The 26,542-nt window shown below is 61.8% G+C and carries 20 protein-coding genes and 1 pseudogene; 19 read left to right on the top strand and 2 right to left on the bottom strand.

Annotation, left to right across the window (positions count from 1 at the left end):
- Positions 1 to 91 precede the first annotated feature (91 nt).
- From IEX05_RS04810 to IEX05_RS04765, 10 genes are all read left to right on the top strand, one after another.
- A complete protein-coding gene (locus IEX05_RS04810; protein ID WP_188700236.1) occupies positions 92 to 289 on the top strand; it encodes a helix-turn-helix domain-containing protein in 198 nt (65 codons plus the stop codon).
- Positions 286 to 3,567, top strand: a complete 3,282-nt coding sequence (locus IEX05_RS04805) for a helicase-related protein (RefSeq protein WP_188700235.1) — start codon at positions 286 to 288, stop codon at positions 3,565 to 3,567. Before IEX05_RS04810 ends, IEX05_RS04805 begins: the two co-directional genes overlap by 4 nt.
- Positions 3,564 to 4,232 (top strand): DUF4391 domain-containing protein, encoded by a 669-nt coding sequence (locus tag IEX05_RS04800; protein WP_188700234.1) that lies wholly within the window; start codon positions 3,564 to 3,566, stop codon positions 4,230 to 4,232. Before IEX05_RS04805 ends, IEX05_RS04800 begins: the two co-directional genes overlap by 4 nt.
- A gap of 4 nt (positions 4,233 to 4,236) precedes the next feature.
- Positions 4,237 to 6,165, top strand: a complete 1,929-nt coding sequence (locus tag IEX05_RS04795) for a site-specific DNA-methyltransferase (RefSeq protein ID WP_188700233.1) — start codon at positions 4,237 to 4,239, stop codon at positions 6,163 to 6,165.
- Between the two features lie 4 nt (positions 6,166 to 6,169).
- Positions 6,170 to 9,247, top strand: a complete 3,078-nt coding sequence (locus tag IEX05_RS04790; RefSeq protein ID WP_188700232.1) for a type III restriction-modification system endonuclease — start codon at positions 6,170 to 6,172, stop codon at positions 9,245 to 9,247.
- A 120-nt stretch (positions 9,248 to 9,367) separates the two neighbouring features.
- Positions 9,368 to 10,456: a DUF8606 domain-containing protein gene (locus tag IEX05_RS04785; RefSeq protein ID WP_188700231.1), complete on the top strand. Its 1,089-nt coding sequence runs from the start codon at positions 9,368 to 9,370 to the stop codon at positions 10,454 to 10,456.
- A 24-nt stretch (positions 10,457 to 10,480) separates the two neighbouring features.
- The gene (locus tag IEX05_RS04780; protein WP_188700230.1) at positions 10,481 to 11,785 is read left to right on the top strand and encodes a protein kinase domain-containing protein; all 1,305 of its coding nucleotides are present in this window, start codon (positions 10,481 to 10,483) and stop codon (positions 11,783 to 11,785) included.
- Between the two features lie 110 nt (positions 11,786 to 11,895).
- Positions 11,896 to 15,432 carry a MobF family relaxase gene (gene mobF, locus IEX05_RS04775; protein ID WP_188700409.1) on the top strand — a complete coding sequence of 1,179 codons (3,537 nt, stop codon included), beginning with the start codon at positions 11,896 to 11,898 and terminating at the stop codon, positions 15,430 to 15,432.
- A gap of 159 nt (positions 15,433 to 15,591) precedes the next feature.
- Positions 15,592 to 17,106, top strand: a complete 1,515-nt coding sequence (locus IEX05_RS04770) for an Abi family protein (RefSeq protein WP_188700229.1) — start codon at positions 15,592 to 15,594, stop codon at positions 17,104 to 17,106.
- Between the two features lie 184 nt (positions 17,107 to 17,290).
- Positions 17,291 to 17,950, top strand: coding sequence for a hypothetical protein (locus IEX05_RS04765; RefSeq protein ID WP_188700228.1), 660 nt, complete (start codon positions 17,291 to 17,293; stop codon positions 17,948 to 17,950).
- Here the strand turns inward: IEX05_RS04765 and IEX05_RS04760 are convergent.
- Positions 17,947 to 18,891, bottom strand: a complete 945-nt coding sequence (locus tag IEX05_RS04760) for a DNA-processing protein DprA (protein WP_188700227.1) — start codon at positions 18,889 to 18,891, stop codon at positions 17,947 to 17,949. The genes IEX05_RS04765 and IEX05_RS04760 overlap by 4 nt on opposite strands.
- A 152-nt stretch (positions 18,892 to 19,043) precedes the next feature.
- Here IEX05_RS04760 and IEX05_RS04755 point away from each other — a divergent pair, with 152 nt between their 5' ends.
- From IEX05_RS04755 to IEX05_RS04735, 6 genes and pseudogenes are all read left to right on the top strand, one after another.
- The gene (locus IEX05_RS04755) at positions 19,044 to 19,466 is read left to right on the top strand and encodes a LexA family protein (protein WP_308423399.1); all 423 of its coding nucleotides are present in this window, start codon (positions 19,044 to 19,046) and stop codon (positions 19,464 to 19,466) included.
- Between the two features lie 48 nt (positions 19,467 to 19,514).
- Positions 19,515 to 19,607 (top strand): annotated as a pseudogene (locus tag IEX05_RS15215) (hypothetical protein); the annotation flags it as partial.
- A gap of 112 nt (positions 19,608 to 19,719) precedes the next feature.
- Entirely contained in the window at positions 19,720 to 19,845 is a 126-nt protein-coding gene (locus IEX05_RS15420) for a hypothetical protein (RefSeq protein WP_268237861.1), read from the top strand.
- 201 nt (positions 19,846 to 20,046) lie between these two features.
- On the top strand, positions 20,047 to 21,102 hold the full coding sequence (locus tag IEX05_RS04745) for a tyrosine-type recombinase/integrase (RefSeq protein ID WP_017828523.1): 1,056 nt from the start codon (positions 20,047 to 20,049) through the stop codon (positions 21,100 to 21,102).
- Positions 21,092 to 21,427, top strand: a complete 336-nt coding sequence (locus IEX05_RS04740; protein ID WP_017828522.1) for a helix-turn-helix domain-containing protein — start codon at positions 21,092 to 21,094, stop codon at positions 21,425 to 21,427. The genes IEX05_RS04745 and IEX05_RS04740 overlap by 11 nt, the downstream gene beginning before the upstream one ends.
- Before the next feature lie 732 nt (positions 21,428 to 22,159).
- Entirely contained in the window at positions 22,160 to 23,389 is a 1,230-nt protein-coding gene (locus IEX05_RS04735; RefSeq protein WP_229661148.1) for a hypothetical protein, read from the top strand.
- A gap of 74 nt (positions 23,390 to 23,463) precedes the next feature.
- On the opposite strand, the gene IEX05_RS04730 is transcribed toward IEX05_RS04735, so the two are convergent.
- The gene (locus IEX05_RS04730; protein WP_188700224.1) at positions 23,464 to 23,853 is read right to left on the bottom strand and encodes a heavy metal-responsive transcriptional regulator; all 390 of its coding nucleotides are present in this window, start codon (positions 23,851 to 23,853) and stop codon (positions 23,464 to 23,466) included.
- A gap of 115 nt (positions 23,854 to 23,968) precedes the next feature.
- On the opposite strand from IEX05_RS04730, the gene merA reads away from it, so the two are divergent.
- From merA to IEX05_RS15600, 3 genes are read left to right on the top strand one after another with little or no spacing between them, the layout of a single operon-like run.
- Positions 23,969 to 25,393, top strand: a complete 1,425-nt coding sequence (merA, locus tag IEX05_RS04725) for a mercury(II) reductase (protein WP_188700223.1) — start codon at positions 23,969 to 23,971, stop codon at positions 25,391 to 25,393.
- Positions 25,394 to 25,441: 48 nt separating this feature from the next.
- On the top strand, positions 25,442 to 26,104 hold the full coding sequence (gene merB, locus IEX05_RS04720) for an organomercurial lyase MerB (protein ID WP_017828517.1): 663 nt from the start codon (positions 25,442 to 25,444) through the stop codon (positions 26,102 to 26,104).
- A gap of 28 nt (positions 26,105 to 26,132) precedes the next feature.
- A complete protein-coding gene (locus tag IEX05_RS15600) occupies positions 26,133 to 26,453 on the top strand; it encodes a MerC domain-containing protein (protein WP_081603833.1) in 321 nt (106 codons plus the stop codon).
- The last annotated feature ends 89 nt before the right edge of the window (positions 26,454 to 26,542 follow it).

Genomic DNA, 26,542 nt, shown 5'->3' with positions numbered 1-26,542 from the left:
ACCCATTGAGGACCGGAAAAACCCGGCTCAACAGGGTCTGCACCGATATGATCAATGGGTAGCCATAGGTGGCCCACAAGGAGGAACGCGCATGACCGAGCCTTGGCTCTCCGCCGACGACATCGCCGCGCACCTCGGCGTCACCAAAGACACCGTCTACACCTGGATCGCCGAGAAGAACATGCCTGCCCACAAGGTCGGCAGGCTCTGGAAATTCCAGGCCACCGAGATCGACGACTGGGTCCGCAGCGGCGGCGCTGCACAGGACGAGCCGGAGGCGCGCGCATGAAGTTCATCGACAACGTCTCAGAGCTGCTTGGTGACGATCTCAAATCTCAGCTGCGGCCGGGCTCGAAAGTACGGATCGCAGCTTCGACGTTTTCCATCTTCGCTTTTGAAGCGCTCCGCAAGGAACTTGAGCAGATTGATGAGCTCGAGTTCATCTTCACGTCGCCCTCCTTTGCGCCCGACAAGGTGACGGACAAGCTCCGGAAAGAGAAGCGCGAGTTCTTCATCCCAACCAAGGGGCTCGCTGAGACCACCCTTGCTGGTTCGGAGTTCGAGGTGCGACTCCGCAACAAGCTGACGCAGCGCGCTATCGCGCGGGAGTGCGCCGAATGGGTACGCAAGAAGGTCAAGTTCCGTTCGAACGCCACGGGCAAGTCGATGCAGCAGTTCGCCGCCATTGACGATCGTGCCGTGTATGCGCAGCTCCAGGGCTTCACGACCTCTGACCTCGGGTACGAGCCGGGCGCAGCTGTGTCGAACATGCTGAACCGTTTCGATGAAGCCCCGATGACGACCACGTACATGGACGTGTTCGACCAGATCTGGAACAGCCCCGAGCAGGTCATTGAAGTTACGCAGGCAGTGCATGATCACATCGCCACGGTGTACGCCGAGAACTCGCCCGCACGGATCTACTTCGTCATCCTCTACAACCTGTTCTCTGAGTTCCTCGACGACATCAGCGAAGATGTCCTTCCGAACGACCGCACCGGGTATCTCGACACGAAGGTGTGGCAGAGCCTCTACAACTTCCAGCGCGACGCTGCGACCGGGATCATCAACAAGCTCGAGACGTACAACGGCTGCATCCTCGCCGATAGCGTCGGTCTGGGTAAGACGTTCACTGCGCTGGCTGTGATCAAGTACTACGAGTTGCGCAACAAGTCCGTGCTCGTGCTGTGTCCGAAGAAGCTCGCCGAGAACTGGACGAACTACAACGCCAACCTCACCACGAACCTCTTTGCGAGCGACCGTTTCAACTACGACGTGCTTGCGCACACCGACCTCTCTCGCACAAAGGGCGAATCACTCGGTCTGCGGCTGGATCGGATCAACTGGGGTAATTACGACCTCGTCGTCATCGACGAGTCGCACAACTTCCGCAATGCCGATTACTCCGAGGAGAAGGAGTCCCGGTATCAGCGGCTCATGCGTCAGGTCATCAAGGAAGGCGTGAAGACGAAAGTCCTCATGCTGTCGGCGACACCGGTGAACAACCGCTTCAACGACCTCAAGAATCAGCTGCAGCTCGCGTACGAGGGTGAGTCGGAGAACCTCTCAGAACACCTGAACCTGTCCACGTCCGTGGAGAAGGTCTTCTCGGACGCGCAGAAGGTCTTCAACGAATGGTCGAAGCTTGACGCCGAGCACCGTACTACGGACCGAATCTTGCAGATGCTCGACTTTGACTTCTTCGAGCTCCTCGACTCCGTCACGATCGCAAGGTCGCGCAAGCACATCCAGGCCTTCTACGACACCACCGAAATTGGCGCGTTCCCGGAACGCCTCGCACCCCAGTCGATCCGCAAGCCGCTCACGGATCTCGACGGTGTGCCAAGCTTCAACGACATCTTCGAACAGCTCCAGTCGCTCACTCTCGCCGTCTACACTCCACTGGCATATGTCTTCCCAAGCCGGCGGTCGAAGTACGAGGTCGACAAGGGCAGCGGCAAGAACACTGACAACTTCGTAGCGGGTAAAGGTCAGTTTGGACGCGAGCAGGGGCTGAAGAAGCTCATGACCGTTAACCTGCTGAAGCGGCTCGAGAGTTCAGTAGAGGCGTTCCGGCTCACCCTGCAGAAAATCCAGGGCTCCGCCAGCAACACGCTCGCGCGTATCAGCGCACATGCCGGGAACCTTGCGGAGATGGTTCCGAACCTCGACGATATCGACTTTGATCTCGACGACGAAGATGACGCGAACATCGAGGCGCTCTCATATGGGGAGAAGCTGAAGATCGATTTGCAAGACATCGATATTGAGTCGTGGCAGCGCGACCTCTGGAACGATCAGGAGACGCTGCGCGAGTTGCTCGACGAGATGCACCGCATCACGCCTGAACACGACACGAAGCTTCAGGAGCTCAAGCGTCTGCTGCAGCACAAGGCGCAGAACCCGATGAATGACGGCAACCGTAAAGCTCTTGTCTTCTCGGCCTTCGCAGACACCGCTGAGTATCTCTATCGCGAGTTGGGTCCGGAATTCGCGAAGGCCGGTCTCGAGTCAGCAGTCATCACCGGTGGTAGCCACGGTTCAAAGACGACGTTGGGAACGGGCTTCGACTTCCAAGAAGTCATGTCGCTCTTCTCTCCCAGGTCCAAGCAACGTGACGTGCTGATGCCGGGCGAAACTCGCGAAATCGACATCCTAATCGGCACCGATGTCATCAGTGAGGGCCAGAACCTCCAGGACTGTGACTACCTCGTCAACTACGACATCCACTGGAACCCAGTACGCATCATCCAACGCTTCGGCCGCATTGACCGCATCGGCTCCAGCAATAAGGTCATTCAGCTGGTCAACTTCTGGCCCGACATCACGCTCGACGAGTACATCAACCTCAAAGATCGTGTCGAGAGCCGCATGGTCATCGCCGACCTCGCGGGGGTCGGCGACGACAACATCCTCGACCCCAACAGCGCCGATGCGACTTACCGCAAGGAACAGCTCCGCAAGCTCCAGGACGAAGTCATTGAGCTCGAAGACGTACGTGCGGGTGTCTCGATCACGGACCTCGGTCTCAACGACTTCCGCATGGACCTCCTCGGATACGTCAAGGAGCATGGCGACCTCGCCAATGTCCCGAGAGGGCTCCACGCCGTTGTGCCGGCCGCTCCAGCGCAGGGGCTCGTTCCCGGCGTGATCTTCGCGCTCCGCAACATCAACGCGAGCGAGGAGATAAATCGCGGCAACCGACTCCACCCGCACTACCTGGTCTACCTCGATGAGGAAGGGAATGTGGTCGCGGACCACACGGAAGCGAAACACCTCCTCGATCTACTGCGGGCCGGGAGCCGACCATTTGAAGAACCCGTGACCAGTGCTGTGCGGGTCTTCAACGAACGCACCCGAGAAGGCGTCGCCATGGAACGTTACTCGGAGCTCCTTACTGATGCGATCAAGTCGATGATCGATGTGACCGAGGAGCGCGACATCGACAGCCTGTTCAGCGAAGGCCCGACAACCGCACTTACTCAGTCGATCGCAGGCTTGGATGACTTCGAACTGCTCGCGTTCGTCGCCGTCGTCGATACGCAGGTCGGAGAGGCTACCAGATGATTGACATTCTGTACCGATGGCCTGAAGCTGCCCGAGTTGGTAGCCGTGTGCCGAAGGACAAACTGTATGAACACGGCAATGCGCCAACAGCTTTGCGCGAGCAGTTCAAGTCGAACATCGCCCGAATCACGTGGGCGTACAAGCTTGCCGAATCCACGATCAACCTGCCAGCCACCGATGACGTCTCTGAAATCCAGGTCTTTCGCATCGACACGAAGGACGGCCTAGACGTATCAGACCAGCTTCTCTCGGTGATTGATAAAGCAATCCCTTCACCGATCATTTTCGAAATCACGCGTGAGACCAGCGACAAGCTTGAAGTGCGTACGGCGGCCCAGCTGAAGCAGCTGGGACCGACTACTCGACAGGTAGGTCGCTACTCCGGCACAGGGTGGATAGCCGGAGAGCAAGGACGTCAGCCACTGCCCACAGCAATCGACTTGGCCACACTCTACGTTGCGCTGCTGGAGCCTCTGGCTGAGGTCAGCGCGCGGCCAGGCGAAGCAATGTCAGTGGTTGCTGACAGACTCAGAGCGATCAGCAAGCTCGAACGAGAAGTCGCCACATTGCGACGCAAGCTCAAAGGCGAGAAACAGCTGAATCGAAAGCTCGAACTTCGACGCCTACTTAAGTCTAAAACGACTGAACTTGAACAGAAGAGGTAAATCCGTGGAGAAGATTCAATCCATTTCCCCAGATGGTACTGAAGCAAACATTTCTAGAATTGCCGAATGGTTTCCCGCTACGGTAACTGAAGCCTTTGACAAGGATGGCACCGTTCGACTCGCAGTCGACTTCGATCTACTCCGCCAAGAACTAAGCGATCACATCGTCGATGGACCACAGGAACGCTACATTCTAAATTGGCCAGGCAAGCGATCAGCTACCCTGGCAGCAAACGCCCCAATCGCAAAAACGTTGCGGCCAGTACGAGATGACTCTGTTGACTTCGATAACACGAAAAACATTTTTATAGAGGGAGACAACTTAGACGCGCTAAAACTTCTACAGGAGTCATATCTTGGGAAAGTCAAGCTCATCTATATTGACCCCCCGTACAACACGGGAAACGATTTTGTATATGACGATGATTTTGCCGAGACCGGTGCAGAGTATCTCGAAAGGTCCGGACAGACATCGGATGCAGGTGAGCGACTTGTAGCAAACCTGGATTCAAATGGTCGTTTCCACTCCGATTGGCTCAGCATGATGTATTCGAGGCTGAAGCTAGCCCGACCTCTGCTGACAGATGACGGAATTATTGCAATCAGCATCGACGACAATGAGGTTGCTCGCCTAAGTCAGATGCTGGATGAGATCTTCGGTAGCGATAATCGAATCGCACAAGTCGTTGTGCAGGCAAACAAGGGCGGAAGGGATTACCTTCCACTAGCCCAAACTCACGAATACCTTTTGATCTACGGTCGCACGGCCCGTACGGGAATCTACGACCTACCTCGTGATGTATCAGCATTGCCGCTTGCGGACGCTTTCGGCCCCTACGAGGCTCGTGAATTGAGAAACCGCAATCCGAAGTTCAACCGCGGAAATCGTCCAAACCTGTTTTATCCGTTTTACATTAACCCCGAGCTGGTCGACGAGCACGGGTACGCAGCAGTCTCACTTGAACCTCGCGACGGCTACAGAATCGAGACAGTGCCTCTAAACAGCCAAGGAGTCGAAAGCTGCTGGCGCTGGGGGCGCGAGAAAGCAGCCGGGGCCATCGTGACGAATGATCCTAGCGAGTCCCAATTGGTGGCTCGTCAGGTCAGAAGCGGGTCATGGAATGTTTATGAGAAGCATCGCCCAACAACGCAAAAAGCAAAAACTATCTGGGACGAGACGGAAGTCCGTACCGAGGCAGGCACCCGCGAGGTGCGTGAGCTCTTCAACGGCGCTGTCTTTGATCACCCAAAGCCGGTCGATTTGCTGAAGAAGCTTATCTCGATCTCCACTACTCCTGAGTCGCTAGTTCTCGATTTTTTTGCGGGGTCTGGTTCCACGGCACACGCTGTAATGTCGCTTAACCATCAGGATGGCGGTCACCGTAGATTCATTACGGTACAACTCAACGAGCCGTGCGGAGAAGGAAGCGTTGCTGCGGAGCGGGGCTTCACTAACATCGCCGAGATTGGTCGTCAACGTTTGAGGCTCGCGGGATCTTCCATAGGAAGTGCAGGGAAGTCAGAAGACATCGGTTTCCGATCGCTTCGGATTGACTCAAGCAGTTTCGCAGATGTCGTTCGAGCCCCAAACCAAACTGATCAGCTCGATCTGGGTTCTCTCACCCAAAGCATTCAATCCGATCGCTCCGATGAGGACTTGTTGTTTGAGGTCATCCTCGACGCCGGGTTGGAACTTTCACTTCCCATCAAAAGGGAGAGCATCCAGGGCGTTGATGTGTTGTCAATTGATGACGACGCCCTAATCTGCTGCTTCGCCACAGATCTTACTCTGGACGTTATGAAAGAAATTGCTTCTCGCGAGCCGATCCGCGTAGTCTTCCGCGACGATGCGTTCGTCTCGGATGCCGCTCGAATCAACGTGGATCAGGTTTTCCGTGAGCTTTCGCCCAATACTGACGTAAAGGCAATTTGATCTGATGAAGCTTCAGTTCAAGGTTCAGCAGTATCAAACGGACGCGGTTGAGTCAGTTACGGAAGTATTTGCTGGCCAACCATTCGCCGACGGCATCAGGTATCGCATCGACCCCGGCATCAGCGCGACGCCATCTCTACTCGATAGCGCTGGCTTGCGCAATGCCGAGATCGCGCTTTCGGCATCACAAATTCTCAATAATGTTCACCGCATCCAAAAGCGAAACGCATTACCACTTTCAAGAAGCTTGGAAGACGTAACGAAGACCTCGGCTGCGGCGCTCAATCTTGATATTGAGATGGAAACCGGTACAGGCAAGACCTATGTCTATATCAAAACCATCATGGAGCTGAATAAGCGATTCGGTTGGTCGAAGTACATCGTCGTCGTGCCGTCAATCGCGATTCGTGAGGGTGTCAAGAAGTCCTTCGACATTACTGCCGATCATTTCCAGCAGCACTACGGAACCAAACCTCGCGCGTTTGTCTATAACTCATCTCGCTTGCATGAGATCGAGCGTTTTTCGTCCGACGCCGGCGTGCAGGTGATGATCATCAATACTCAGGCTTTCAACGCTACCGGCAAGGATGCACGTCGAATCTACGAGGTCCTAGACGACTTCCAATCCCGAAAGCCGATCGACGTCATTGCCGCGAATCGTCCGGTCCTGATCATTGATGAGCCTCAGAAGATTGAGGGCGACGCAAAAAAGCCTTCAAAGTCCCTCAAAGCTCTCGGACTTTTCAACGCGCTGTTCGCACTGCGTTACTCCGCCACCCACAAGATTGAGCGCACCAAGGTCCACAGGCTCGATGCGGTAGATGCTTACAATCGGAAGCTTGTGAAGAAGATCGCAGTGCGCGGTATTACCGTCAAGCACTTGGCTGGTAGCAGCGCGTATCTGTATGTCGATGGCTTGGAAGTTGGCAAGGGACCCGATTACCCGAAGGCTCGGGTTGAGCTCGAGGTTCAGACTGCCCAAGGCATCCGTCGCCAGGTGAAGCGGCTGAATCAAGGTAGCAATCTGCATGCTATCTCGGGTGGTATCGAAGCGTACAAGGGCCTCTTTATCCGTGACGTAGATGCTAATCGCGACATCATCGAGCTCAGCAATGGTGACATCCTTGGAGCTGGAGAGGTCAGTCAGGACGTGACCGATGATCTCAAGCGGCGTATACAGATCCGAGAAGTGATTCGTGCTCATCTCGAGAAGGAGCGTGAGCTTTTCGCGCAGGGCATCAAGACACTTTCACTGTTCTTCATCGATGAGGTAGCGAAGTATCGCGATTACGAGCGAGAAGACACGCTTGGCGAGTACGCGCGAATCTTTGAAGAAGAGTATGAGTCGGTGCTGGCGGACTATCTTGCCCAGCTTGATGTGGACGAGGCTGCAGAGCGATTCCGCAAGTACGTCGAGGCTATCCCTGCCCGTTCGACGCACGAGGGCTACTTCTCGATCGACAAGAAGACCGGGCACTCAGTGGATGGCAAGATCGCGGCCCGTGGCGACTTCGCAGGCCAATCCGACGACGTCGATGCATATGACCTGATCCTCAAGAACAAGGAACGCCTCCTGTCCTTCGAGGAGCCTGTGCGGTTTATCTGGTCTCACTCCGCCCTCCGCGAAGGCTGGGACAACCCCAACGTTTTTGTCATGGGCATGCTCAAAAAAAGTGACAACACCACAACGCGCCGCCAAGAGATCGGGCGCGGGCTCCGCCTCTCCGTGAATCAGCACGGTGAGCGAATGGACAATCCCGTAACCGTGCACGAGATCAACGAGCTCACCGTGGTTACGGACGAGTCCTACACCGAGTTCGTCACCGCGCTGCAGAATGAAATCGTTGAAACGCTATCGGCGCGACCGCGCAAGGCAAGCGTCGACTATTTCGAGGGCAAGCAGATCACGCTCGGGGACGGCTCCGAGAGCATCCTGGAGAAGACGGTCGCGCAGGCGCTGTACAACCACCTGATTCGTCACGACTACATCGACGACGACGGTGTAGTCACTCAGGCATATAAAGACGCCCGAGCCGAAGGAACCTTGGCTGAGCCCTCGTCCGAAGTCCTCAAGCCTGTCGTTGATTTCGTCTGGCCGCTCGTCGATGCTCTGTATCTCGATGTTCCCAAGCCGAAGGACGGCCGCAAGCTCAAGAAGATCCCGTTCAACGAAGCCAACTTCAAGCGGCGTGAGTTCCAGGCCCTCTGGAACCGCATCAACCACAAGGCTGTCTACCAGGTCGAGTTCGACTCGGAAGAGCTGATCCGCAACTGCGTGCAAGTGCTCGACAAGTCCCTCAACGTCACGGTCATGCAGTATGTGGTGGAGAGCGGCCAGCAGGTCGTCGGACTTGACGTCGAGCAGCTGGAAGCCGGTACCGGTTTCAAGGTCACCGAAACCGAGGTGGCGGAGTCGGCTGTGTCCGCGGGCACCACGGTCAAGTACGACCTGCTGGGAGAGATCGCCGAGAAGACGCAGCTCACGCGACGCACGTGCGCGGAGATTTTGACTCGTATCAACCCCGGTACGTTTGCGAAGTTCAAGCAGAACCCTGAACAGTTCATCACCGAGGCTTCGAAGATCATCAACGAGCAGAAAGCCACTGTGATTGTCGAGCACCTCGCGTACAACGCCTTGGACGACACCTTCGACTCAGCGATCTTCACCGAGAACCAGTCGGCGCAGGACTTCTCCAAGGCTGGCGAGAAACTGAACAAGCACGTCTACGACTACGTCGTGACGGACTCCAAGATCGAGCGCGAGTTCGTGAAGAAGCTCGACGTGAGCACCGAGGTCGCCGTCTACGCGAAACTTCCGCGTGGGTTCTTCATCCCGACGCCTGTCGGGGATTACAACCCTGACTGGGCGATTGCGTTCAACGAAGGCAGCGTGAAACACGTTTACTTCGTCGCAGAGACCAAGGGCTCGCTGTCGACGCTACAGCTCAAGGGGGCCGAGAACGCGAAGATCGAGTGCGCTCGCAAGTTCTTCGAGCAGGTCAACCAGCGCAACAGCGACGACGTGAAGTACGACGTCGTGACCAACTACGACGAACTTCTACAGTTGGTGACGACTGCATGAGTGAGGGATGTCAGGCGCATGTTCCACGCGGGTCGGAGTTGTCGGCTCCGTTAAGCCAGCGTCGTTCGGCAGTAGTCCGAACTTTCGTTAGGCGCGGACGCCTCTTGGAATGGAGTATTAATGGCAGTTGAGATGGGGCTGTGGCGAGCCGACGGTGACCGCCTCAGCCGAATCACGCCCACGGCGATCAGTCTTGAATCCCAACTCGAGTCCTACATCGAGTCTGACCCGTCGATGCTTGGTGAAACTCTGTTGGTCATCGGACGGCAGGTCGCCACCGCGTTCGGCGGGTTCATTGACCTTCTCGCGCTCGATGAGACGGCATGTGTGCACGTCATCGAGCTCAAGCGCGACAAAACACCACGTGATGTCACTGCGCAGGCGCTCGACTATGGGTCGTGGGTGTCGGGCCTTGGCCGTGCCGAGATCCAGAGCATCTTCGAGGCCTACAAGCCTGGCGTGGCCATTGAGGAAGCATTCGCTGAGTGCTTCAACGAGACTTTGCCCGAGGAGGTTAATGCCTCCCAGACGTTCACGATCGTTGCAGCTAGCGTCGATGCTGCGACTGAGCGGATCGTCCGATTCCTCAATGAAGACTTCGGCGTGCCGATCAACGTCGTCTTTTTCCGGCACTTCGAAGACAACGGAGCGAAGTACCTCGCCCGGACCTGGCTCGTGGAACACGAGGGCCAGCAGCCCACGGCAACCTCTCCTGCACGGCAGACGAAGACGCGAGAGGCATGGAACGGCACCGACTGGTACGTGTCCTTCGGTGAAGACTCGGGTACACGCCAGTGGGCTGATGGGCGCAAGTACGGCTTCGTCTCTGGCGGAGGCGGGAAGTGGTTCTCTCAGACGCTGAAGAATCTCCCTGTCGGTGCGCGCGTCTTCGTCCACATCCCGAAGACTGGCTATGTCGGTGTCGGCACCGTCACAGGCGAAGCCCGCAGATTCGATCAGCTCCAGGTCGAACTCGATGGTGCCGAGCGCTTCGTCAAGGACCTGCCGTTGACTGGTTCGTACGCACACGAAGGTGACTCAGAAGACGAAAACGCTGAATGGGCAGTAGCAGTCGAATGGGTTCACACAGTGCCTCGTGAGAACGCGATCTGGAAGAACGGCATGTTCGCGAACCAGAACACCGCGGCCAAGCTACGCCAGAAGTTCACGATCGAGCAGGTCACCGAAGCGTTTGGCCTTGAAGACTGACCCTTCTCGCCACTCACACGCGCGATGAATCGAACAGCCAGACGCTCAAGAGAGGAAGTTCTCCAGGACATGCTCCCAGACCGGTACGAGATCAAAGAGATTATCCACGCGACTGAGATCTCGCGAGTTTGTGTCGTCGAACGAGACGGCCAGGAGTTCGTCGCCAAGCTCCCTCCGCTCGGTAATGAGCATGCGGAGAAGAGGTTCGCGCGAGAGATCCTGGCTCTTCAGCGCGCCGCTGGCCTCAATACGATCCCGCTGAGCGACTTTGACGATTCCCTCTCTTGGTATGTGATGCCACGCGCCGTTGGTAACCTCGCGAGTTTTCCTGCACCCTTCACCGTCGATGCTGCGATCGCTGTGCTGGAAGCCATTACCTCATCGCTGGCCGCACTGCATGCGGCAGGAGAAGTGCACCGTGATCTAAAACCGGGAAACATACTGTGGCTGCATGATGCTCAAGGTGGTAGGTGGGTTGTTGCCGACTTTGGGATCGTGCGCAATCCCGCCGGTCTCACGACGACCGGGCTCACGCGTACAGGCCGATTCCTCGGAACTGACGGTTGGGCTGCACCGGAACAAAGCGTCGACGCTCACGCAGTCACTCCAACGGCGGACGTATATGCGGCAGGTCTTATCGCGGCCTGGATGCTTACTGGCGTGCACCCGTCCGCTGGCGCTGTGGACCACCTGGTCGGCAAGCCTCTTTCGTCGGCAATCAGTCGGGCCGTGAGTGAGAAGCCCCACCGTCGCCACGCGAGTATGGACGCCTTCATGGAGGCGTGTCGAGCTGAGCTGGTGCAAACGAAGCCCAGCCTTGCATCGCTGATAGCGCAGGGTGCATTCAACGAAATTACGTCCGTGGGCATCGCGCAGCCTGGAGTCCGAGATGCTCAGCTCGATGCGCTCGCAGCGTTGACTCCCCAGGAGCGTGACCGGTGGTTTTCGGCAGAACGTGAAGGCCTCACCGACGTTCTCACTAAGGCGATTGACGGTTTGGTTGACGACGTGAACATGATCTCGTTCAGCGTGACTGTCGATCCAATCCTGAAGCACGGGGTCGAAGTGCTCCACAAGCTCGCACTGTCGCAGCTGCCTGGAACGAGGCAGTTCGCCGTGACGGTGTTCGGTGGTATCGCGGACATTCACCAGTTCGCTCCGGCCAGCTTGGCACTCGATCGAATCGACGCTTTGCCGATACAAGCCCAAGAGACAATTCGTGCAGCCCTTCACGAGGCCGGAGCCTGGGACTTCTTCGCACAGATGGCTTCTGACCGGTTCCCGTCTCGTCGCCGTACACCACTGCTTATTGAACTTGCAGGCCAATAGCGCCTCCAGCCAGCCGAGATTGAGCCACCACGCGTCTGGCAGATCGAGGACGCCGGGCGCGGCCGCGCACCTCCTTCCTAACGGGAGGAGGTACTGCGGTGACCGTTTCGATGCGAGTCATGTCCGCTGGCGACGGCTACAAGTACCTCCTGCGCACCGTCGCCACCGGCGACGTCGACCGTTCCCTCTCCACCCCACTGACCCGCTACTACAACGCCGAAGGAACCCCTCCCGGACGCTGGATGGGCGCAGGCCTCCCAACCCTCGGCAACGGCACCCTCGTCGAGGGCTCCGCGGTGTCGGAGGCGCAGCTTCAACTCCTCATCGGCATGGGCCGCGACCCCCTCACCGGCCAGCCCCTCGGCCGCGCATACCCCGTCTACAAGAACCCGGATGAGCGCGTCGCCGACCGCGTCAAGGCGCTCGAACCGAGCCTCAGCCTGCAGGAGAAGGCCACCGCGATCACCCAGATCGAGGCCGAGGAGGCCACGAAGTCGCCGCGGCGTGCGGTGGCGGGATTCGACTTCACGTTCTCGGTTCCGAAGTCCGCGAGCGTGCTCTGGGCCGTTGCTGACGCACGTACCCAGCAGATCATCGCTGATGCTCACCACGCTGCGGTTGCGGAGATGCTCGCGTACATGGAGCGCGAGGTTGCAACAACGAGGACCGGTGCAACTGCGGGCGACGGCGCGGTTGCACAAGTCGACGTCCGCGGACTCATTGCAACCGCCTACGATCACTTCGACTCGCGTGCCGGTGATCCACATCTGCACACGCACGTGGTGATCAGCAACAAGGTGCAGACGGTGCTGGATGGCAAGTGGCGCTCGCTCGACTCCCGCCCGATGCACGCCGCTACCGTCGCGATCTCCGAGATGCACGAGGCTGTGTTCGCCGACCACCTCACCCGTGCCCTCGGTCTCGCCTGGGAGACCCGCGAGCGCGGCAAGGACCGCAACCCCGCATGGGCGATCGCCTCCGTACCCGAGGCATTGACGGCGGAGTTCTCGTCTCGGTCGCGGAAGATCGATGAGGAGAAGGATCGCCTCATCGCCGACTACGTCGCCACCCACGGGCACCAGCCCACGGCCCGCACGATCATCCGCCTGCGCGCGCAAGCAACACTGTCCACACGTCCGGAGAAGACGCTGCATTCCTTGGCCGAGCTGACGGCGGTGTGGCGTGCACGCGCGAGCAAGCTCCTCGGCCGTGACGCGACGGCCTGGGCTGCCGATGCAATCCCAGCCGAGGAACCGCTCCTGCTCCGCGCGGACGACGTGCCACTGGACGTGGTCAAGTCAATCGCTGCGCGCGTAGTCGAGGTGGTGAGTGAGAAGCGGACGACGTGGCGGCGTTGGAATCTCACCGCTGAAGCTGCCCGTCAAACCAAGGGTTACCGCTTCACCAGCTTCGAAGATCGCCAGGCCGTTACCGAGTTGATCGCTGATGCTGCCGAGCACGCCTCCCTGCGGCTTACGCCGGTAGAGCTGGCGTCCTCTCCGCTCGCGTTCCGTCGTGAGGATGGGACGTCGGTGTTTCGGCCGAAGCACTCGACGATCTACACCTCAACAGAGCTCATTGAAGCCGAAGACCGGCTGCTCGACCACTCCCGCGCGTTCACCGCGCCCACGGTCACCGTGAACACGGTTGCACGCGTGTTGCAGCACCCACGCCGAGGCGAGCACGCTCTCGGAGAGGATCAGGCCGCCGCGCTCACCTCGATCGCAGCCTCGGGCCGAGTGCTTGATCTCCTCGTGGGGCCGGCTGGAGCGGGCAAGACGACCGCGATGCGCGCCCTGCGCACCGCGTGGGAAGCCGAGCGCGGTAAGGGCTCCGTCGTCGGCCTCGCACCGTCCGCTGGTGCGGCCGAAGTCCTTGCGATGGATCTCGGGATCGCGACGGAGAACACTGCGAAGTGGTGGCAGAACCACCTCACCCACGGCGACACCTTCCGTCCCGGCCAGCTCGTCATCCTTGACGAGGCCTCTTTGGCCGGAACGCACACGTTGGATCGGATCACCGGGCTCGCAGCCGAGGCAGGCGCGAAGGTGCTGTTGGTCGGCGACTGGGCGCAGTTGCAGTCCGTCGACGCGGGCGGCGCATTCGGGCTCCTCGCACACGCTCGCGAGGACGTGCCCCAGCTCACCGACGTGCACCGCTTCACCCACGACTGGGAGAAGCACGCCTCCCTCCAGCTCCGCCACGGCAACACCGAAATCATCGACACCTACGCCGAGCACGACCGCATCACAGACGGCGACACCGAGCAGATGATCGACGACGCCTACACCGCGTGGAAGGCTGACCGCGTCGCAGGGCTCGCGTCGATCCTGATCTCCGACTCCAACGAGTCCGTCACCGCCCTCAACGAGCGCGCCCGCACCGACCTCATTCTCGACGGCGTCGTCGGAGGCCCGCGGGAGGCGCTGCTTCGCGATGAGGCCCGTGCGGCGGCTGGGGACACGATCATCACGCGCAAGAACGACCGCCGTCTCACTGCCGGGCACGGGTGGGTTCGCAACGGCGACCGTTGGACGGTTCTCGACGTTCGCACTGACGGGTCGCTTCTCGTGAAGCGCGCCGGTGCCGAGCGGGGCTCGAAGGTGGTGCTGCCTGCTGAGTATGTGGCCGAGCACGTTGACCTCGGCTACGCGGTGACCTCGTACCGTGCGCAGGGCGTCACCGTCGATACCGCCCATGTGCTCGTGGATGCGTCGATGACGCGGGAGAACCTCTACGTCGCCATGACCCGCGGACGCCAGCTCAACCAGGCCTACGTCTCCGTCGATCGGCCCGATGACGCGCACGAGATGGCTCACCCCGCCGACAACGACGCAGCCACCGGCCGCAGCGTCCTCTACGGAGTACTCCAGCATCAGGGCGGCGAGCTCTCGGCACATGAGACGCTCACGGTTGAGCAGGAGCGCTGGGGCACGATCGCTCAGCTCGCAGCCGAATACGACACCCTCGCAGCCGCCGCCCAACACGACCGCTGGACAGACCTCATCCGCCATTCCGGCCTCACCGACACCGAAGCCGAGTCTGCACTCAGTTCGGATGCGTTCGGACCGCTCACCGCGGAGCTGCGCCGAGCCGAAGCCCACAGCCACGACCTCGATTCCCTGGTGCCGCGGCTGGTGGCGGCACGACAGTTCGATGATGCCGACGACATCGCCGCCGTCCTGCGCTACCGCCTCGCCGCCGCGACCAGCAGATACACGGGCTCCGGCCGCGCACGCACCACGCCGCGATTGATCGCCGGGCTCATCCCCGAAGTAACCGGGCCGATGCCCGAAGACATGCGGCGAGCTCTGACTGAGCGTCGGGAGTTAATCGAGATGCGGGCCGACGCAGTACTCGATCGCGGATTGGGCAACAGCGAGGGCTGGGTCGCCTGGCTCGGGTCGGTGCCGTCTGATCCACGGCGACTCGCGGCATGGCGGCGTTCGGCCAGGGTCGTTGCTGCGTACCGTGACCGCTACCGGGTCGAGGTAGATGCGACTCTTGGTGCTCCGGCGGAGTCGACGTCGCAGAAGCGCGACCGTGCCGCAGCCGAGGCGGCGTTGAAGGCGGCGCAGAGCGTGGCGCGGAAGCCGTGGCAGGAGCCGCCGTTGCGTCAGCGCGAGGCTCCTGGTCTTCGGCTCTGACGCTTCCTGAGTGTTGTCTTCACTGCGCTTGACCGGATGACGAGGGTCGCATAAAGTAGGGGTCAATACGACAGGCTCGCTTCTCTAAATGAGACGCGGGTCTGTTCTCTTTTAGTCGAGGTACTCCAACGTGGTACGCCTCGTGAGGATACCGAGTGCATGCAGAATCTGGACAGCTCCTACGCGAAACCCTTTCTGTCGATCCCTGCCCAGATCCGGCGGCTGCGCACGCGCGGCATGGACTGCGGCTCGGACGAATTCGCCACAGCCGTGCTGGAGCGGTACGGATACTACAGGCTGTCCGGCTACTGGCATCCCTACCGCCAGTTCCAGCCCGCACCTGCACCGGCGCTGAACGATGAAGGTCGCGAGAACCGCCTCGATACCTTCCGCCCCGGAGCCAAGCTGGCACAGGTGGTCTCGATCTACGATTTCGACCAGCAGTTGCGTACCAGGTTGAGCGCCTTGCTGAGCCAGTTGGAGATCTCGTTACGGTTCTTCATCGGCCACCGACTCGGTGCGATCGACCTGTTCGCGCATCGCAAGCCCGAAGTCCTCGGAGCGCTCCGCCCTGCTGAAGCGGATAAAGCACCAGAACCAACGACGACATACACCGACTGGCTCGATGAATACGAACGGCACGAGTCCCGAGCCCGAGACGAGTTCGTGCTGCACTTCCGCGGAAAGTATGGGCCGCACTTGCCCATCTGGGTTGCGACCGAGGTGATGTCGTTCGGTGTCCTCAGCAATCTCTACACGTTGATGCCGCAGCTCGACCAAGAGATCCTTGCAGCCCGATTCCAGGTGAATACCGCGGACGGGAAGGGAGACCGCGGTGCGTTCTCGAACTGGCTCAACGCGGTCCGCGTGGTCAGGAACATCTGCGCCCACTACGGCCGCGTGTGGAACCGCGTCTTCGACGTCATCATCGACACTCCCGGAGACACCCGCAACGACGACCAGCACCTGCTCCATCAGCTCGGAACAAGCACCGTGTCGAATCGTCTCTACGGTGTCCTGTCGATCCTGCGCTACCTCATCCTGAGCATCGCGCCCGATGACCGGAGCGTGCTCGATGTGGTGGAGTTCATCACGAGCCAGGCCCAGCAGATCGGTTTCCGCCTCCACCGGCTCGGTTTCCCAGAAAGATGGGAGAACGAGAAGCTGTGGGACCCGAGCTTCAGGTTGGACTCGCGACCAATGAAGGCGGCAAGTCTTCTCGACCAGGCGAAGTCCCTGACAACGGCTCAAGTGCGCGCTTCGCTGACCGGGGCAGAAGTACTTCCTGAGAAGCTCTCGAATGATGAGCGCAAGAACGAGCTGGCCCACAAGGCGGCTCGCTACCAACTGCTACGGACCTACCTCCGCTACGGCTGTCTCATCGAGATCGACCTCGGCAAGACCAAGCACTATCCTCAGTTCCAGTTCCGTGACGGCAAGATGATCGACGCCGTCGGCGATACCAACCAGCAGCTCACCCGCAGAGCCAACGGTGCGGAGAAAACAGCCCTGGCACAGGCGCTCATCACTTGGTGGCAGACACCCAACCCAGACCTACCGGTATCGTCCAACGGCCAAGCCACGTCTCCGGAACAGTTGCTTGAGCGCGTCACGGAAGGCAAGTTCCGGGAAGCCGTCGATCGTGTGAACGCCACAGACACATTCATTCTCTGACCGTCGCCCTCACCTCAAGCGCTGCGCGTGATCCCAACGTCGCTTCGAGGCAGCCAGCTCCAGTAGGCTGACAGCAATACGACAGGCTCGCTTCTCTAGATGAGACGCGAGCCTGTTCTCTCCCGGCCGACCGATGTTTATTCGTTTCGATCGTCAACGGGCGATCGCGATGAAGGAGGTCAACATGTCGACGGTGATTGACGTGTATCCGTCTTCAGCGCATGTGCCGACGTTCAAGCAGTTCGCCGACACGGTGCAGGCAGTCTTGATCGAACACCGGGCCGACCCGCACTTGGCGGAGATCGTCGGCGGCGTCTCAGACGCGGAACTACGGCCTCACATCGAGCGTGTCATGGAAATGCCCGGCGGGAAGCACTGGGCCAGGTTCGACGACGAGACAGAGACCCTCGACTTTCGTGGCGACGATTACGGGTGGCTGTCGTTCCCCGTCATCGAGTACGCCTTCGACTTCTACTTCGATGATGATGTCAACGAGTTCGAAGATCTCCCGCACACGGCCGTGATCGCTGAGTACGCTGAGCGGGCAGCCCTCATCGGCAGCCTGCAGGGGTTCCCGTTCGAGAAGACCGCACGGATCGAACATTCCTGGTTCTTGCGTATGCAGGCAGCGCAGCCTCTGCAGACTCGGATTCTGGCCGGGTACGTGGCAGTGGCGCTCGCGCGTCTCACCGAGGGGTTCCTCTACTCCGACGATGGCGGTATCGACTACGACCGCGCCCCGGCAGACCCAGCCACGTTCCTCTCCTGGTACCCGGAGTGGATTACACACGACATGCTCGGACCGTCCACTGACGATCCGAGCATGAAGAAGGAGCAGCGTTAGAGAGAACGTTGCTGCGGGGTCTCCCGCGTCGCTGATGCCGAAGGGGACCCGAAGTACGGAAGCTGGCGGGTGAACTGGCCATGCTCGATGAGGTCCCTCACGTCGGCCGCGTTGGTCACGAGCTGAGCGCGGCCCTGCTGAAGGAGCAAGTTCGCGCCCGTGCTCGCAGCGCTCGTAATCGGCCCCGGTACCGCGCCCACCGTCCGCCCCAGGTCGCGGGCCTCGACCGCGGTACAGATCGATCCGGAACGGGCACCTGCCTCGACGATGACCGTGGTTTCGGAGAATGCCGCGAGCAGGCGTGAACGGTCGAGGAACCGCTGCCGGGTCGGTGCGACACCGGGCGCATGTTCGGAGACGACGACGCCGTTCTGTCTGATCCGCTCGAACAGATCCGCATGCCCCGACGGGTAGGTCCGGTCCACGCCGGAGGCGAGCACCGCGATCGTGCCACCGCCGGCAGCCAGCGCGCCCCGATGGGCGGTGCCTTCGATCCCGTACGCGCCACCGGAGACGACCGTGTATCCCGCATAGGCAAGCTCGCCCGCCATTGACCGTGCCGCTTCCTCGCCGTAGCCGGTCGCGGCCCGCACACCATCGAACGTGACCATCGTCCGGACACCGCCCGCGAGCTGGTCAATGTTTCCGTGTGCCCAGAGGCCATAGGGCGAGCGACTGCCGAGGTCGCCCAGTTGCACGGGCCACTCCGCGTCAAGCGGCGTGATGAACGAGTACTGCTCGCCTTCGGCAAGGCGATACGCGATGGTCTCTGCGCTTGCTCGGATTCGTGCTTGCTCGCGCCAGACGGCCGCCTGTACCTCGTCCACGCCGGGGATCTCGGCGTCGTTCTGGATGAATGCGACGGTGTCGACTGCGCCGACGCGTGCGATGAGGTTCCCGGTCGGGACGTCGTTCGGTGTGCCCACGATGGTGAGCACCATGCGAGCTGATCGCTCGTCCTTGGCGAGATCAGTGAGAGTGGGCATGAGCGGGGCTCCTTCGTGGTCGACGATCACCCCACAGGTGCACCCGTGCTTCCTCGGCTACTGAGAGCGCTTCCATTCTTCGAAGATGTGTTCGATACGATGTGTGCGTGCAACATCCTCAGTCCCTGGCCTTCGCGCCCACGCTCACCCTGCCGGTCGCTCCCGAGGTGGCCCAGTGCGGGTTCCCGTCGCCGGCGCAGGACTATCCCACCGAAGAGCTCGACCTCACCGCGCGCCTCATCCGCGACCGCGTCGCCACCTACATTTGGAAGGCTGCCGGCCACTCGATGGAACCCGTCGTGCCCGATGGTTCCATGCTCATCGTCGACCGCGGCATCGCGCCGGCACCGGGGCGGATCGTCGTCGCGATCGTCGACGGCGAGTACACCGTCAAGCGTCTCCATGTCGACAACGACGGCCGAGTCACGCTCCAGGCGGAGAACCCCGAGTATCCGGACATCGAGCTGCCCGAGCTGAGCGAGATGACGATCTGGGGCGTCGTGACCTACATCATCAGCCCCGCGACTTGACCCGGCCGGCCCGCTTCAAATGTCGGACGTCGCTTCTACCGTGAGGGGGTGCCTGAGCCCCGTTCCATTGCGCTGATCGACGCCGAGAGTTTCTACGCGTCCTGCGAGGCCGCGTTCGATCCGAAGCTGCGCGGCAAACCCATCGTGGTGCTCTCCAACAACGATGGGTGCGTCGTCGCTGCGAACACGCTCGCGAAGCGCATCGACCCGGACATCATGTTCAAGCCATACTTCCAGATCAAGACCGGACATCATGTTCAAGCCCTACTTCCAGATCAAGAACTGGGCACTCGCCAAAGGCGTCGCCGTCAGGTCCTCCAACTACGAGGTCTACGGCGCGGTCTCCAACCGGATCTCCAACCATCGACTGTTGCAGTGAATGCAACTGTCTACACCTGCTGGCGAGGACTACTGGGATTTCTCAGGCCTTGATGCTCTGACCGTATCAGCGGAATGTCGGGAACCTGTCCGTTCGACTTGACTCGGTGATGCATCCTGTCGTACTTTGTTGCATCTAATGCAAGAGTTTGGTGGTTCCCCTGCGTCACTTCGACTGCTCACGTCGACGTCGAACATCGCGTTGGCGAACCCGGAGCAGCAGATCTTCGATGCGATGGTGGAGGGGTGGCGCAGCCAGCAGCGTTCTCGCGGGCTGCGTGAGCAGACCATCCAGAATCGACTGGCGACGGTCACGCGGTTTCGCGACTTCGTCGACAAGCCGCCGTGGAAGTGGACCGTCGCAGACGTCGATGAGTTCACCGCCGATTCGATGGGCCGGGTTCGAGCGTTGTCGACGCTGCGGAACAACCACGGTTCAATCCATGGATTCTGCGAGTACTTGACGAGCCCGTTGTATGACTGGATGGAGATCTGCGAGCGAGAGTTCGCGGAGATTCCGTCGCAGGTGTGCTTGCCGTGGAACACCGTCGCGCATCGGTTCGAGTTCGAGGGTGATGGAAAGCGTCGCCCGTTGGCCTATGACGAGGTGGAGCGTCTCTTCGACACGGCTGATGCGCGCGTGGAGACACTGGTCGGGTCCGGGCGCAAAGGGGCGCTCGGCGCGCTACGTGATGCGCAGCTGTTGAAGACGGTCTACGCGTTCGGGTTGCGGCGCACAGAAGCGGTGATGCTCGACACGGTTGACTTGCACTACAACGCGAAGATGCGGCAGTGGGGCCGCTATGGCGCGATCCACGTACGGTGGGCGAAGGCCGCGGGAGGTGGCGCGCCACGACGACGTACCGTGCTGCTGGTGCCGGAGTTCGATTGGTGGGTGCCGGGCATGGAGCAGTGGGTGGAGCAGGCGCGCGATCGTTTCGCCCCTGGCAGTGATCTTGACGCGCTGTGGGTGACGGAACGCCGCACCCGACTGTCGGCCGGCTATCTCGACCGGCGGTTCGCGGAGCTGCGGGACGAGGCCGGCTTGTCAAAGGCCCTGACTCTGCACAGCCTCCGGCATTCGTACGTGACGCACCTGCTCGAGTTCGGCTACGCCGACCGATTCGTCCAGGAGCAGGTCGGGCACATGCATGCTTCGACGACCTCGATCTACGCCTCCGTCAGCTCGGACTTCAAGAACCGGGTACTCGCGGACGCATTGAAGGCCCTCATCGAAGGAGAAGCAGATGACCGTTGAGCTCGAGACCGCATGGAACCTCCGCAGCGTGATGGCCTCGCGCGGGATCTTCCAGACCTCCAAGCTGAAGCCGTTGCTCGAGGAGCGGGGCGTCGACCTGTCCCGGGAACAGGTGTACCGACTGGTGACGCAAGCACCGCAGCGGGTTCGCATCGACGTGCTCGCCGCGCTGTGCGACGCGTTGGAGTGCTCGCTCGACGACCTCGTGCAGGTCACCCGCCGGGAGGCTGCGGCCCCGGTCGCGGTGGGTGAAGAGGCGACGCGGGGTGCGATCGGCGATCTGCGGCCCGTGCGGGCCACGATCCGTCGCCCGCGCTCGAAGTAGGCCGCGGTGGCGAAGCCTCCGCAGGAGCCCAGGGTTGCTGAGGTCGCCGGGCTCGTCCACGCGATCGCGCCGGAGATCCCGGTGGAGCGCCTTGTTGAGATCGTGGCTGAAGTCGCACCCGTGCCGCTCACCCAACGGCGTCTCGAACTCGCACTCCTCAAACAACCTGGAGTCCTCGAAGGGCGACACCGGAACGTACCGGTGACGGTGCAGGATCTGGCCCACGCTCTCGTGAACGAGGGTGCCGGGCGGGTCGTCTTGCCTACATGCGATTCCTGTGGACGTGCCGTTCGGATGCCTCACAAGACGCAGACCGGCGGTCGCCACTGCTCGCGCTGTGAACGGAATGCCCGATCGGTCGCGTGTGGCAGATGCGGACGAGTTCAGCCCGTGCAGCGCACCGTCGATGGGCAACGGTTCTGCCGGGACTGCTGGCGAGCCGATCCGCGGTCGTTCGGCGACTGCTCGCGATGCGGGCAGAACGCCACGATTATCGTCCGTCGCCCCGCGCTCGTCTGTCTCGCGTGCTACACCGCGCCGGTCAAGATGTGCGAGCTCTGCGGGGAGCCGGGCCGCGTAGCGACGCACCTGGACGGCCGACGGGTCTGCGCCCGCTGCTACTACGCGATGCGACGCCCCCAGCCGTGCCCGGAGTGCGGGCGGAAGGTGTTCCTCACTGGCTTCATGAATGGGCACAAGGTCTGCGCCGAGTGCGCAGGAGCTCCCGTGACGATGGCATGCCCGGGATGCGGGACGATCGAAGAGGTGCGCAAGCACCGGCTATGCGTAGAGTGCCGGCGACCTATCGCCATCCAGCAACTGCTTGCTGACGACAGCGGAGAGATCCGCCCCGAGCTGCACCCGCTCGCGGAGTATCTGGTGACGCACCACGGCAGTGCGATCTCCCTCGAGCGGTGGCTGTACAAGAGCCGCTGTGCGGTCGTCCTCCGTGAGCTCGCCGATGGCACGCTGCCCCTCACCGCGGACGCGATCATGACCAGAGCGCACGCCGGCCAGTCCGTGGCATTCCTGCTCTCGCTCCTCATCCGCTCAGGCGTGCTGCCCGATTTCGACATCCAGGCGGCGAGGTTCGAGCACTGGTTCCAACGGTGGCTTCCGACCGTCCCCCATCCCGAGGACCGGCTCCTCCTACGGCGGTACTGCACCTGGGAGCTGCTGCCGTCGGGCAGATCACTCAGGGGCAGACCAGCTACGGCCGTCCGATCCGGCTCCACCTATCAGAAGGTGCGTGCGGCGCTGAAGCGGTGCGCGGCCCTCCTGCAGCAGATCCGCGCGAGCGGCGAAACGCTGACGACATACCCGCAGCGATCTCTCGACGGCTTCCTCACCGGTTCGCCCTCACAACGGGATGCCCTCGCGCCGTTCACCCGGTGGCTGCGACGGCACCGCCTGAGCCGCCTCCGGGTCGAGTTCCGCAGCCATCGCCTCGAAGGGCGCGACTACGCCGCCGAACATCGGTGGACGATGGCACGCGCGTTCATCACGCGAGACGACATGGATCCCGTGACGCGAGTCAGCGGATTGCTCGTCCTGTTCTACGGGCTCCACCTGACCCGCATCGCAGCGATCACCCGCGCACAAGTCGATACGACCGCGCGCCTCATGACGCTGACGGTCGGAACTGAACCGATCGAGCTGCCCGAAGTCCTCGCCGAAGCAATGGTCCAGCTGCTCGACGGCAACCGCTCCGACACTTGGCTCTTCCCGGGCAGGAACCCGGGCCGACCGATCACCCCCGGGCCGCTCAGCCGTCGACTCCGTCAAGAAGGACTCCTCGCCGGCAGCGCTCGTGTCACCGCGCTGATGGACCTCACCCGACAACTGCATCCTCGAATCGTGTCCGACCTGCTCGGCATCACGGCGTCATCAGCTGCCGCCTGGGCACGCCTCTCCGGGGGCGAATGGTCCGACTATCCCGCGCTGCGCTCAACCTCGACCTGAGCACCAATGGCCTCCCGCTACGCTTGCGCCTCCAGTGGGACTGCCTGAATTATCGGACAGACCCCCGGGCTTGGCTACAGATAGCGGCAGACCTGATCCGAGCTGCACGTGTCGGGCTCGACGTGCTCGGCCTGGTCGCGGAGCCCGGCGAGGGTGTCGCGCAGGTCGTGGAGCTGCCTGAGCTGCTGGTCGATATCGGTGAGGCGTGCGTCGAGGAGGTCGCGGACGTGGCTGCAGGGCGCTTGGCCATGGTCGCGGATGTGGAGGATCTGCTGGATCTGGGCGAGGGTGAGTCCAGCGGCTTGGCCGCGGTGGATGAAGTCGATTCGGGCGATGGTCTCGGCGGTGTAGTCGCGGTAGCCGCTGGGCGTGCGCCCGGCCGGCGGCAGGAGCCCCTGGTCCTCGTAGAACCGCAACGTCTTCGCCGTGGTGCCGGCCGCGTCGGCGAGCTCTCCGATCCGCATTCCCCGCCCCCCCTTTTCGCTGGTCGCAAATTTCGTGCTTGACCTTCCCCTGTGGTGGAAGGTTCATGATGAGTGTATCAGCGGGATGTTCCAAGATGTCCAGGGAGGAATAAGGATGCCATCGAGGTTTGATCTGGCCGTGATTGGGTCGGGTGGCGCGGCATTCGCCGCGGCGATCCGCGCCACCACACTGGGAAAGTCGGTGGTGATGATCGAGCGCGGCACGTTGGGCGGCACGTGCGTGAACACGGGGTGCGTTCCGTCCAAGGCGCTGCTCGCGGCCGCCGAGGCCCGCCACGTGGCCGCGGATGCGGGCTCCCGGTTCCCGGGGATCGCCGCCACCGCTGGCCCGGTAGACATGCACGGGCTGGTGGGTGGCAAGCAGGACCTGGTCGAGGCGATGCGGAGTGAGAAGTACATCGACGTGGCAGAAGCCTACGGCTGGCCGGTCCGCCAGGGCGAGGCGGCGTTCGCCGGCACGCCGGATGCGTCGGTCCTCGAGGTCACCGCCGCGGACGGCACCGTCGAAACCATCGAGGCCGCCCACTACCTCATCGCCACAGGCTCCCGCCCGTGGGCTCCTGTCATCGAGGGGCTGGACGGCGTCGACTTTCTCACCTCGACGTCGGCGATGGAGCTGTCCGAGGTGCCTGACTCGCTGCTGGTGCTCGGCGGGGGCTATGTGGCGCTGGAGATGGCACAGTTGTTCGCCCGGCTCGGCTCGAAGGTGACTCTGCTGGTGAGGTCCCGGCTGGCGTCGAAGGAGGAGCCGGAAGTCTCCAAGGCGTTGCAGGAAATCTTCGCCGACGAGGGCATCCGAGTGGTCCGCCGCGCCATCCCCACCCGCGTCACCCGCGACCCGGGCACCGGCCAGATCGTCGCCGCGGCCGAGGTCTCGGGCGGCGTGCAGGAGTTCCGTGCCGACGAGATCCTCGTCGCGCTCGGCCGCGCCCCGGTCACCGACGGGCTCAACCTCGAGACCGTGCAAGTGAAGACCGGCGAGGCCGGAGAGGTCGTGGTCACCGACCAGTTGCAGTCCTCCAACCCTCGCGTCTGGGCGGCTGGGGATGTCACCGGGCACCCCGAGTTCGTCTACGTCGCAGCCCGGCACGGCACGTTGGTCGCCGAGAACGCCTTCACTGACGCCAGCACGTCGGTCGACTACACGCGGATGCCGCGGGTCACATTCACGAGCCCTGCCGTCGGCGCGGTCGGGATGACCGAGAACGAGGTCATCGCGGCCGGGATCCGCTGCGACTGCCGTGTCCTGCCACTGGAGTACGTGCCCCGCGCGCTGGTGAACCGGGACACCCGCGGGTTCATCAAGATGGTCGCCAACGCGGACACCGGCGAGATCCTCGGCCTGACCGCGGTCGCCAAGGACGCCGGCGAACTCGCCGCCGCAGGTGTCCACATCCTCGGCAAGACCATCACCGAGGTCGCCGACGCGTGGGCCCCGTACCTGACCACGGCCGAAGGCATCCGGATCGTCGCCAAGGCCTTCACCACCGATGTGTCGATGCTGTCCTGCTGCGCCTGACCGCGCGCCAGACAGCGGATCCACCCCATCAGAAACTGGAGCCTCGCCATGACGCCCCTCACTACCGACCTGACCGATCGGCTCGCCCGGTCCGAGGAGACAGCCCTGCTGGTTCCGCTCCTGCGGCTGCTTGTCGCCGGTGACCCGGTCACCATCGAGCAGCTCGCGACCGCCACCGCTCTCACCGCCGACGAGGTCCGCACCCGCCTCGCCGCGTCACCGGACACCGAGTACGACGACCAGGGGCGGATTATCGGTCAGGGCCTGACCCTGCGCCCCACCACCCACCGGTTCACCGTCGCCGGTGAGGAGCTCTACACCTGGTGCGCCTTCGATACCTTGATCTTCCCCACGCTCCTCGATCGGCCCGCCCGGGTCGAATCGATCTCCCCGGCCAGCGGCGACACGATCCGCGTCACCGTCGACTCGACCGCCGGTGTCACTAGCGTGGAACCGGCGACCGCGGTGGTGTCCTTGGTCAGCCCCGAGGCCATGCACTCGATTCGCTCCTCGTTCTGCAACCAGGTCCACTACTTCGCTTCCCGCGAGGACGCCGCCGGATGGCTCACGGAACACCCGATGGCCCAAATCCTCACGGTCGCCGATGCCTTCGAGGTTGGCAGCACCCTGATCACCGAGATGCTCGAGCGCCCCCGGACCGGTGCCGACGAACTGTCTGGAAGCTGCTGCGGTCCCGAGACCTGCTGCTGAGACGGCACCACGAGAGGACAGAACACCAATGCCTCCCAACCAGGACGACCAGCGAGGCGGCCGTGGCCTGCTCCTTGGGGCCGTCGCCGCACTGCTCGTGGTCGGCTGCTGCGCCCTCCTTCCACTTCTCGTCGTCGGAGGCACGATCACAGGGATCGGCACCCTCCTCCGCAACCCGTGGGTGATCACGGGCGGTGCCGCACTCCTGATCCTCGCGGTGGTTGCAAGCATCGTGATGACAGCGCGTGCCAGGCGACACCGCCGCGAAAACGACCCCGACTGCTGCCCGCCCCTTCGCCCGACCATAACGAAGACAGACCCGAGGCGAAGGGAAACCGGAACCAAATGATCATGGCCATTAGACCCCGGCATACGGCCCGCCCGATAGGCCCCTAGCCAGCAGGCAAGTCGCCGATCAACGCGCGCGAACTCTGATGT

The organism is Microbacterium nanhaiense, from assembly GCF_014646015.1.
In the GTDB taxonomy this organism is placed as follows: domain Bacteria; phylum Actinomycetota; class Actinomycetes; order Actinomycetales; family Microbacteriaceae; genus Microbacterium; species Microbacterium nanhaiense.
Note: the sequence above shows the minus strand (reverse complement) of the source record. Positions and strands in the feature narration are given on the sequence as shown.

Bases quoted from the DNA above. Each gene is read 5' to 3' on its own strand.
- IEX05_RS04785 (WP_188700231.1), top strand. From the start codon at position 9,368: ATGGCAGTTGAGATGGGGCTGTGGCGAGCCGACGGTGACCGCCTCAGC.
- IEX05_RS04735 (WP_229661148.1), top strand. From the start codon at position 22,160: ATGGCATGCCCGGGATGCGGGACGATCGAAGAGGTGCGCAAGCACCGG.
- IEX05_RS04800 (WP_188700234.1), top strand. From the start codon at position 3,564: ATGATTGACATTCTGTACCGATGGCCTGAAGCTGCCCGAGTTGGTAGC.
- IEX05_RS04760 (WP_188700227.1), bottom strand. From the start codon at position 18,891: ATGGTGCTCACCATCGTGGGCACACCGAACGACGTCCCGACCGGGAAC.
- IEX05_RS04730 (WP_188700224.1), bottom strand. From the start codon at position 23,853: ATGCGGATCGGAGAGCTCGCCGACGCGGCCGGCACCACGGCGAAGACG.
- merA (WP_188700223.1), top strand. From the start codon at position 23,969: ATGCCATCGAGGTTTGATCTGGCCGTGATTGGGTCGGGTGGCGCGGCA.
- IEX05_RS15600 (WP_081603833.1), top strand. From the start codon at position 26,133: ATGCCTCCCAACCAGGACGACCAGCGAGGCGGCCGTGGCCTGCTCCTT.
- merB (WP_017828517.1), top strand. From the start codon at position 25,442: ATGACGCCCCTCACTACCGACCTGACCGATCGGCTCGCCCGGTCCGAG.
- IEX05_RS04770 (WP_188700229.1), top strand. From the start codon at position 15,592: ATGCAGAATCTGGACAGCTCCTACGCGAAACCCTTTCTGTCGATCCCT.
- IEX05_RS04805 (WP_188700235.1), top strand. From the start codon at position 286: ATGAAGTTCATCGACAACGTCTCAGAGCTGCTTGGTGACGATCTCAAA.
- IEX05_RS04740 (WP_017828522.1), top strand. From the start codon at position 21,092: ATGACCGTTGAGCTCGAGACCGCATGGAACCTCCGCAGCGTGATGGCC.
- IEX05_RS04765 (WP_188700228.1), top strand. From the start codon at position 17,291: ATGTCGACGGTGATTGACGTGTATCCGTCTTCAGCGCATGTGCCGACG.
- IEX05_RS04810 (WP_188700236.1), top strand. From the start codon at position 92: ATGACCGAGCCTTGGCTCTCCGCCGACGACATCGCCGCGCACCTCGGC.
- IEX05_RS15420 (WP_268237861.1), top strand. From the start codon at position 19,720: ATGTTCAAGCCCTACTTCCAGATCAAGAACTGGGCACTCGCCAAAGGC.
- IEX05_RS04790 (WP_188700232.1), top strand. From the start codon at position 6,170: ATGAAGCTTCAGTTCAAGGTTCAGCAGTATCAAACGGACGCGGTTGAG.
- IEX05_RS04780 (WP_188700230.1), top strand. From the start codon at position 10,481: ATGAATCGAACAGCCAGACGCTCAAGAGAGGAAGTTCTCCAGGACATG.
- mobF (WP_188700409.1), top strand. From the start codon at position 11,896: ATGCGAGTCATGTCCGCTGGCGACGGCTACAAGTACCTCCTGCGCACC.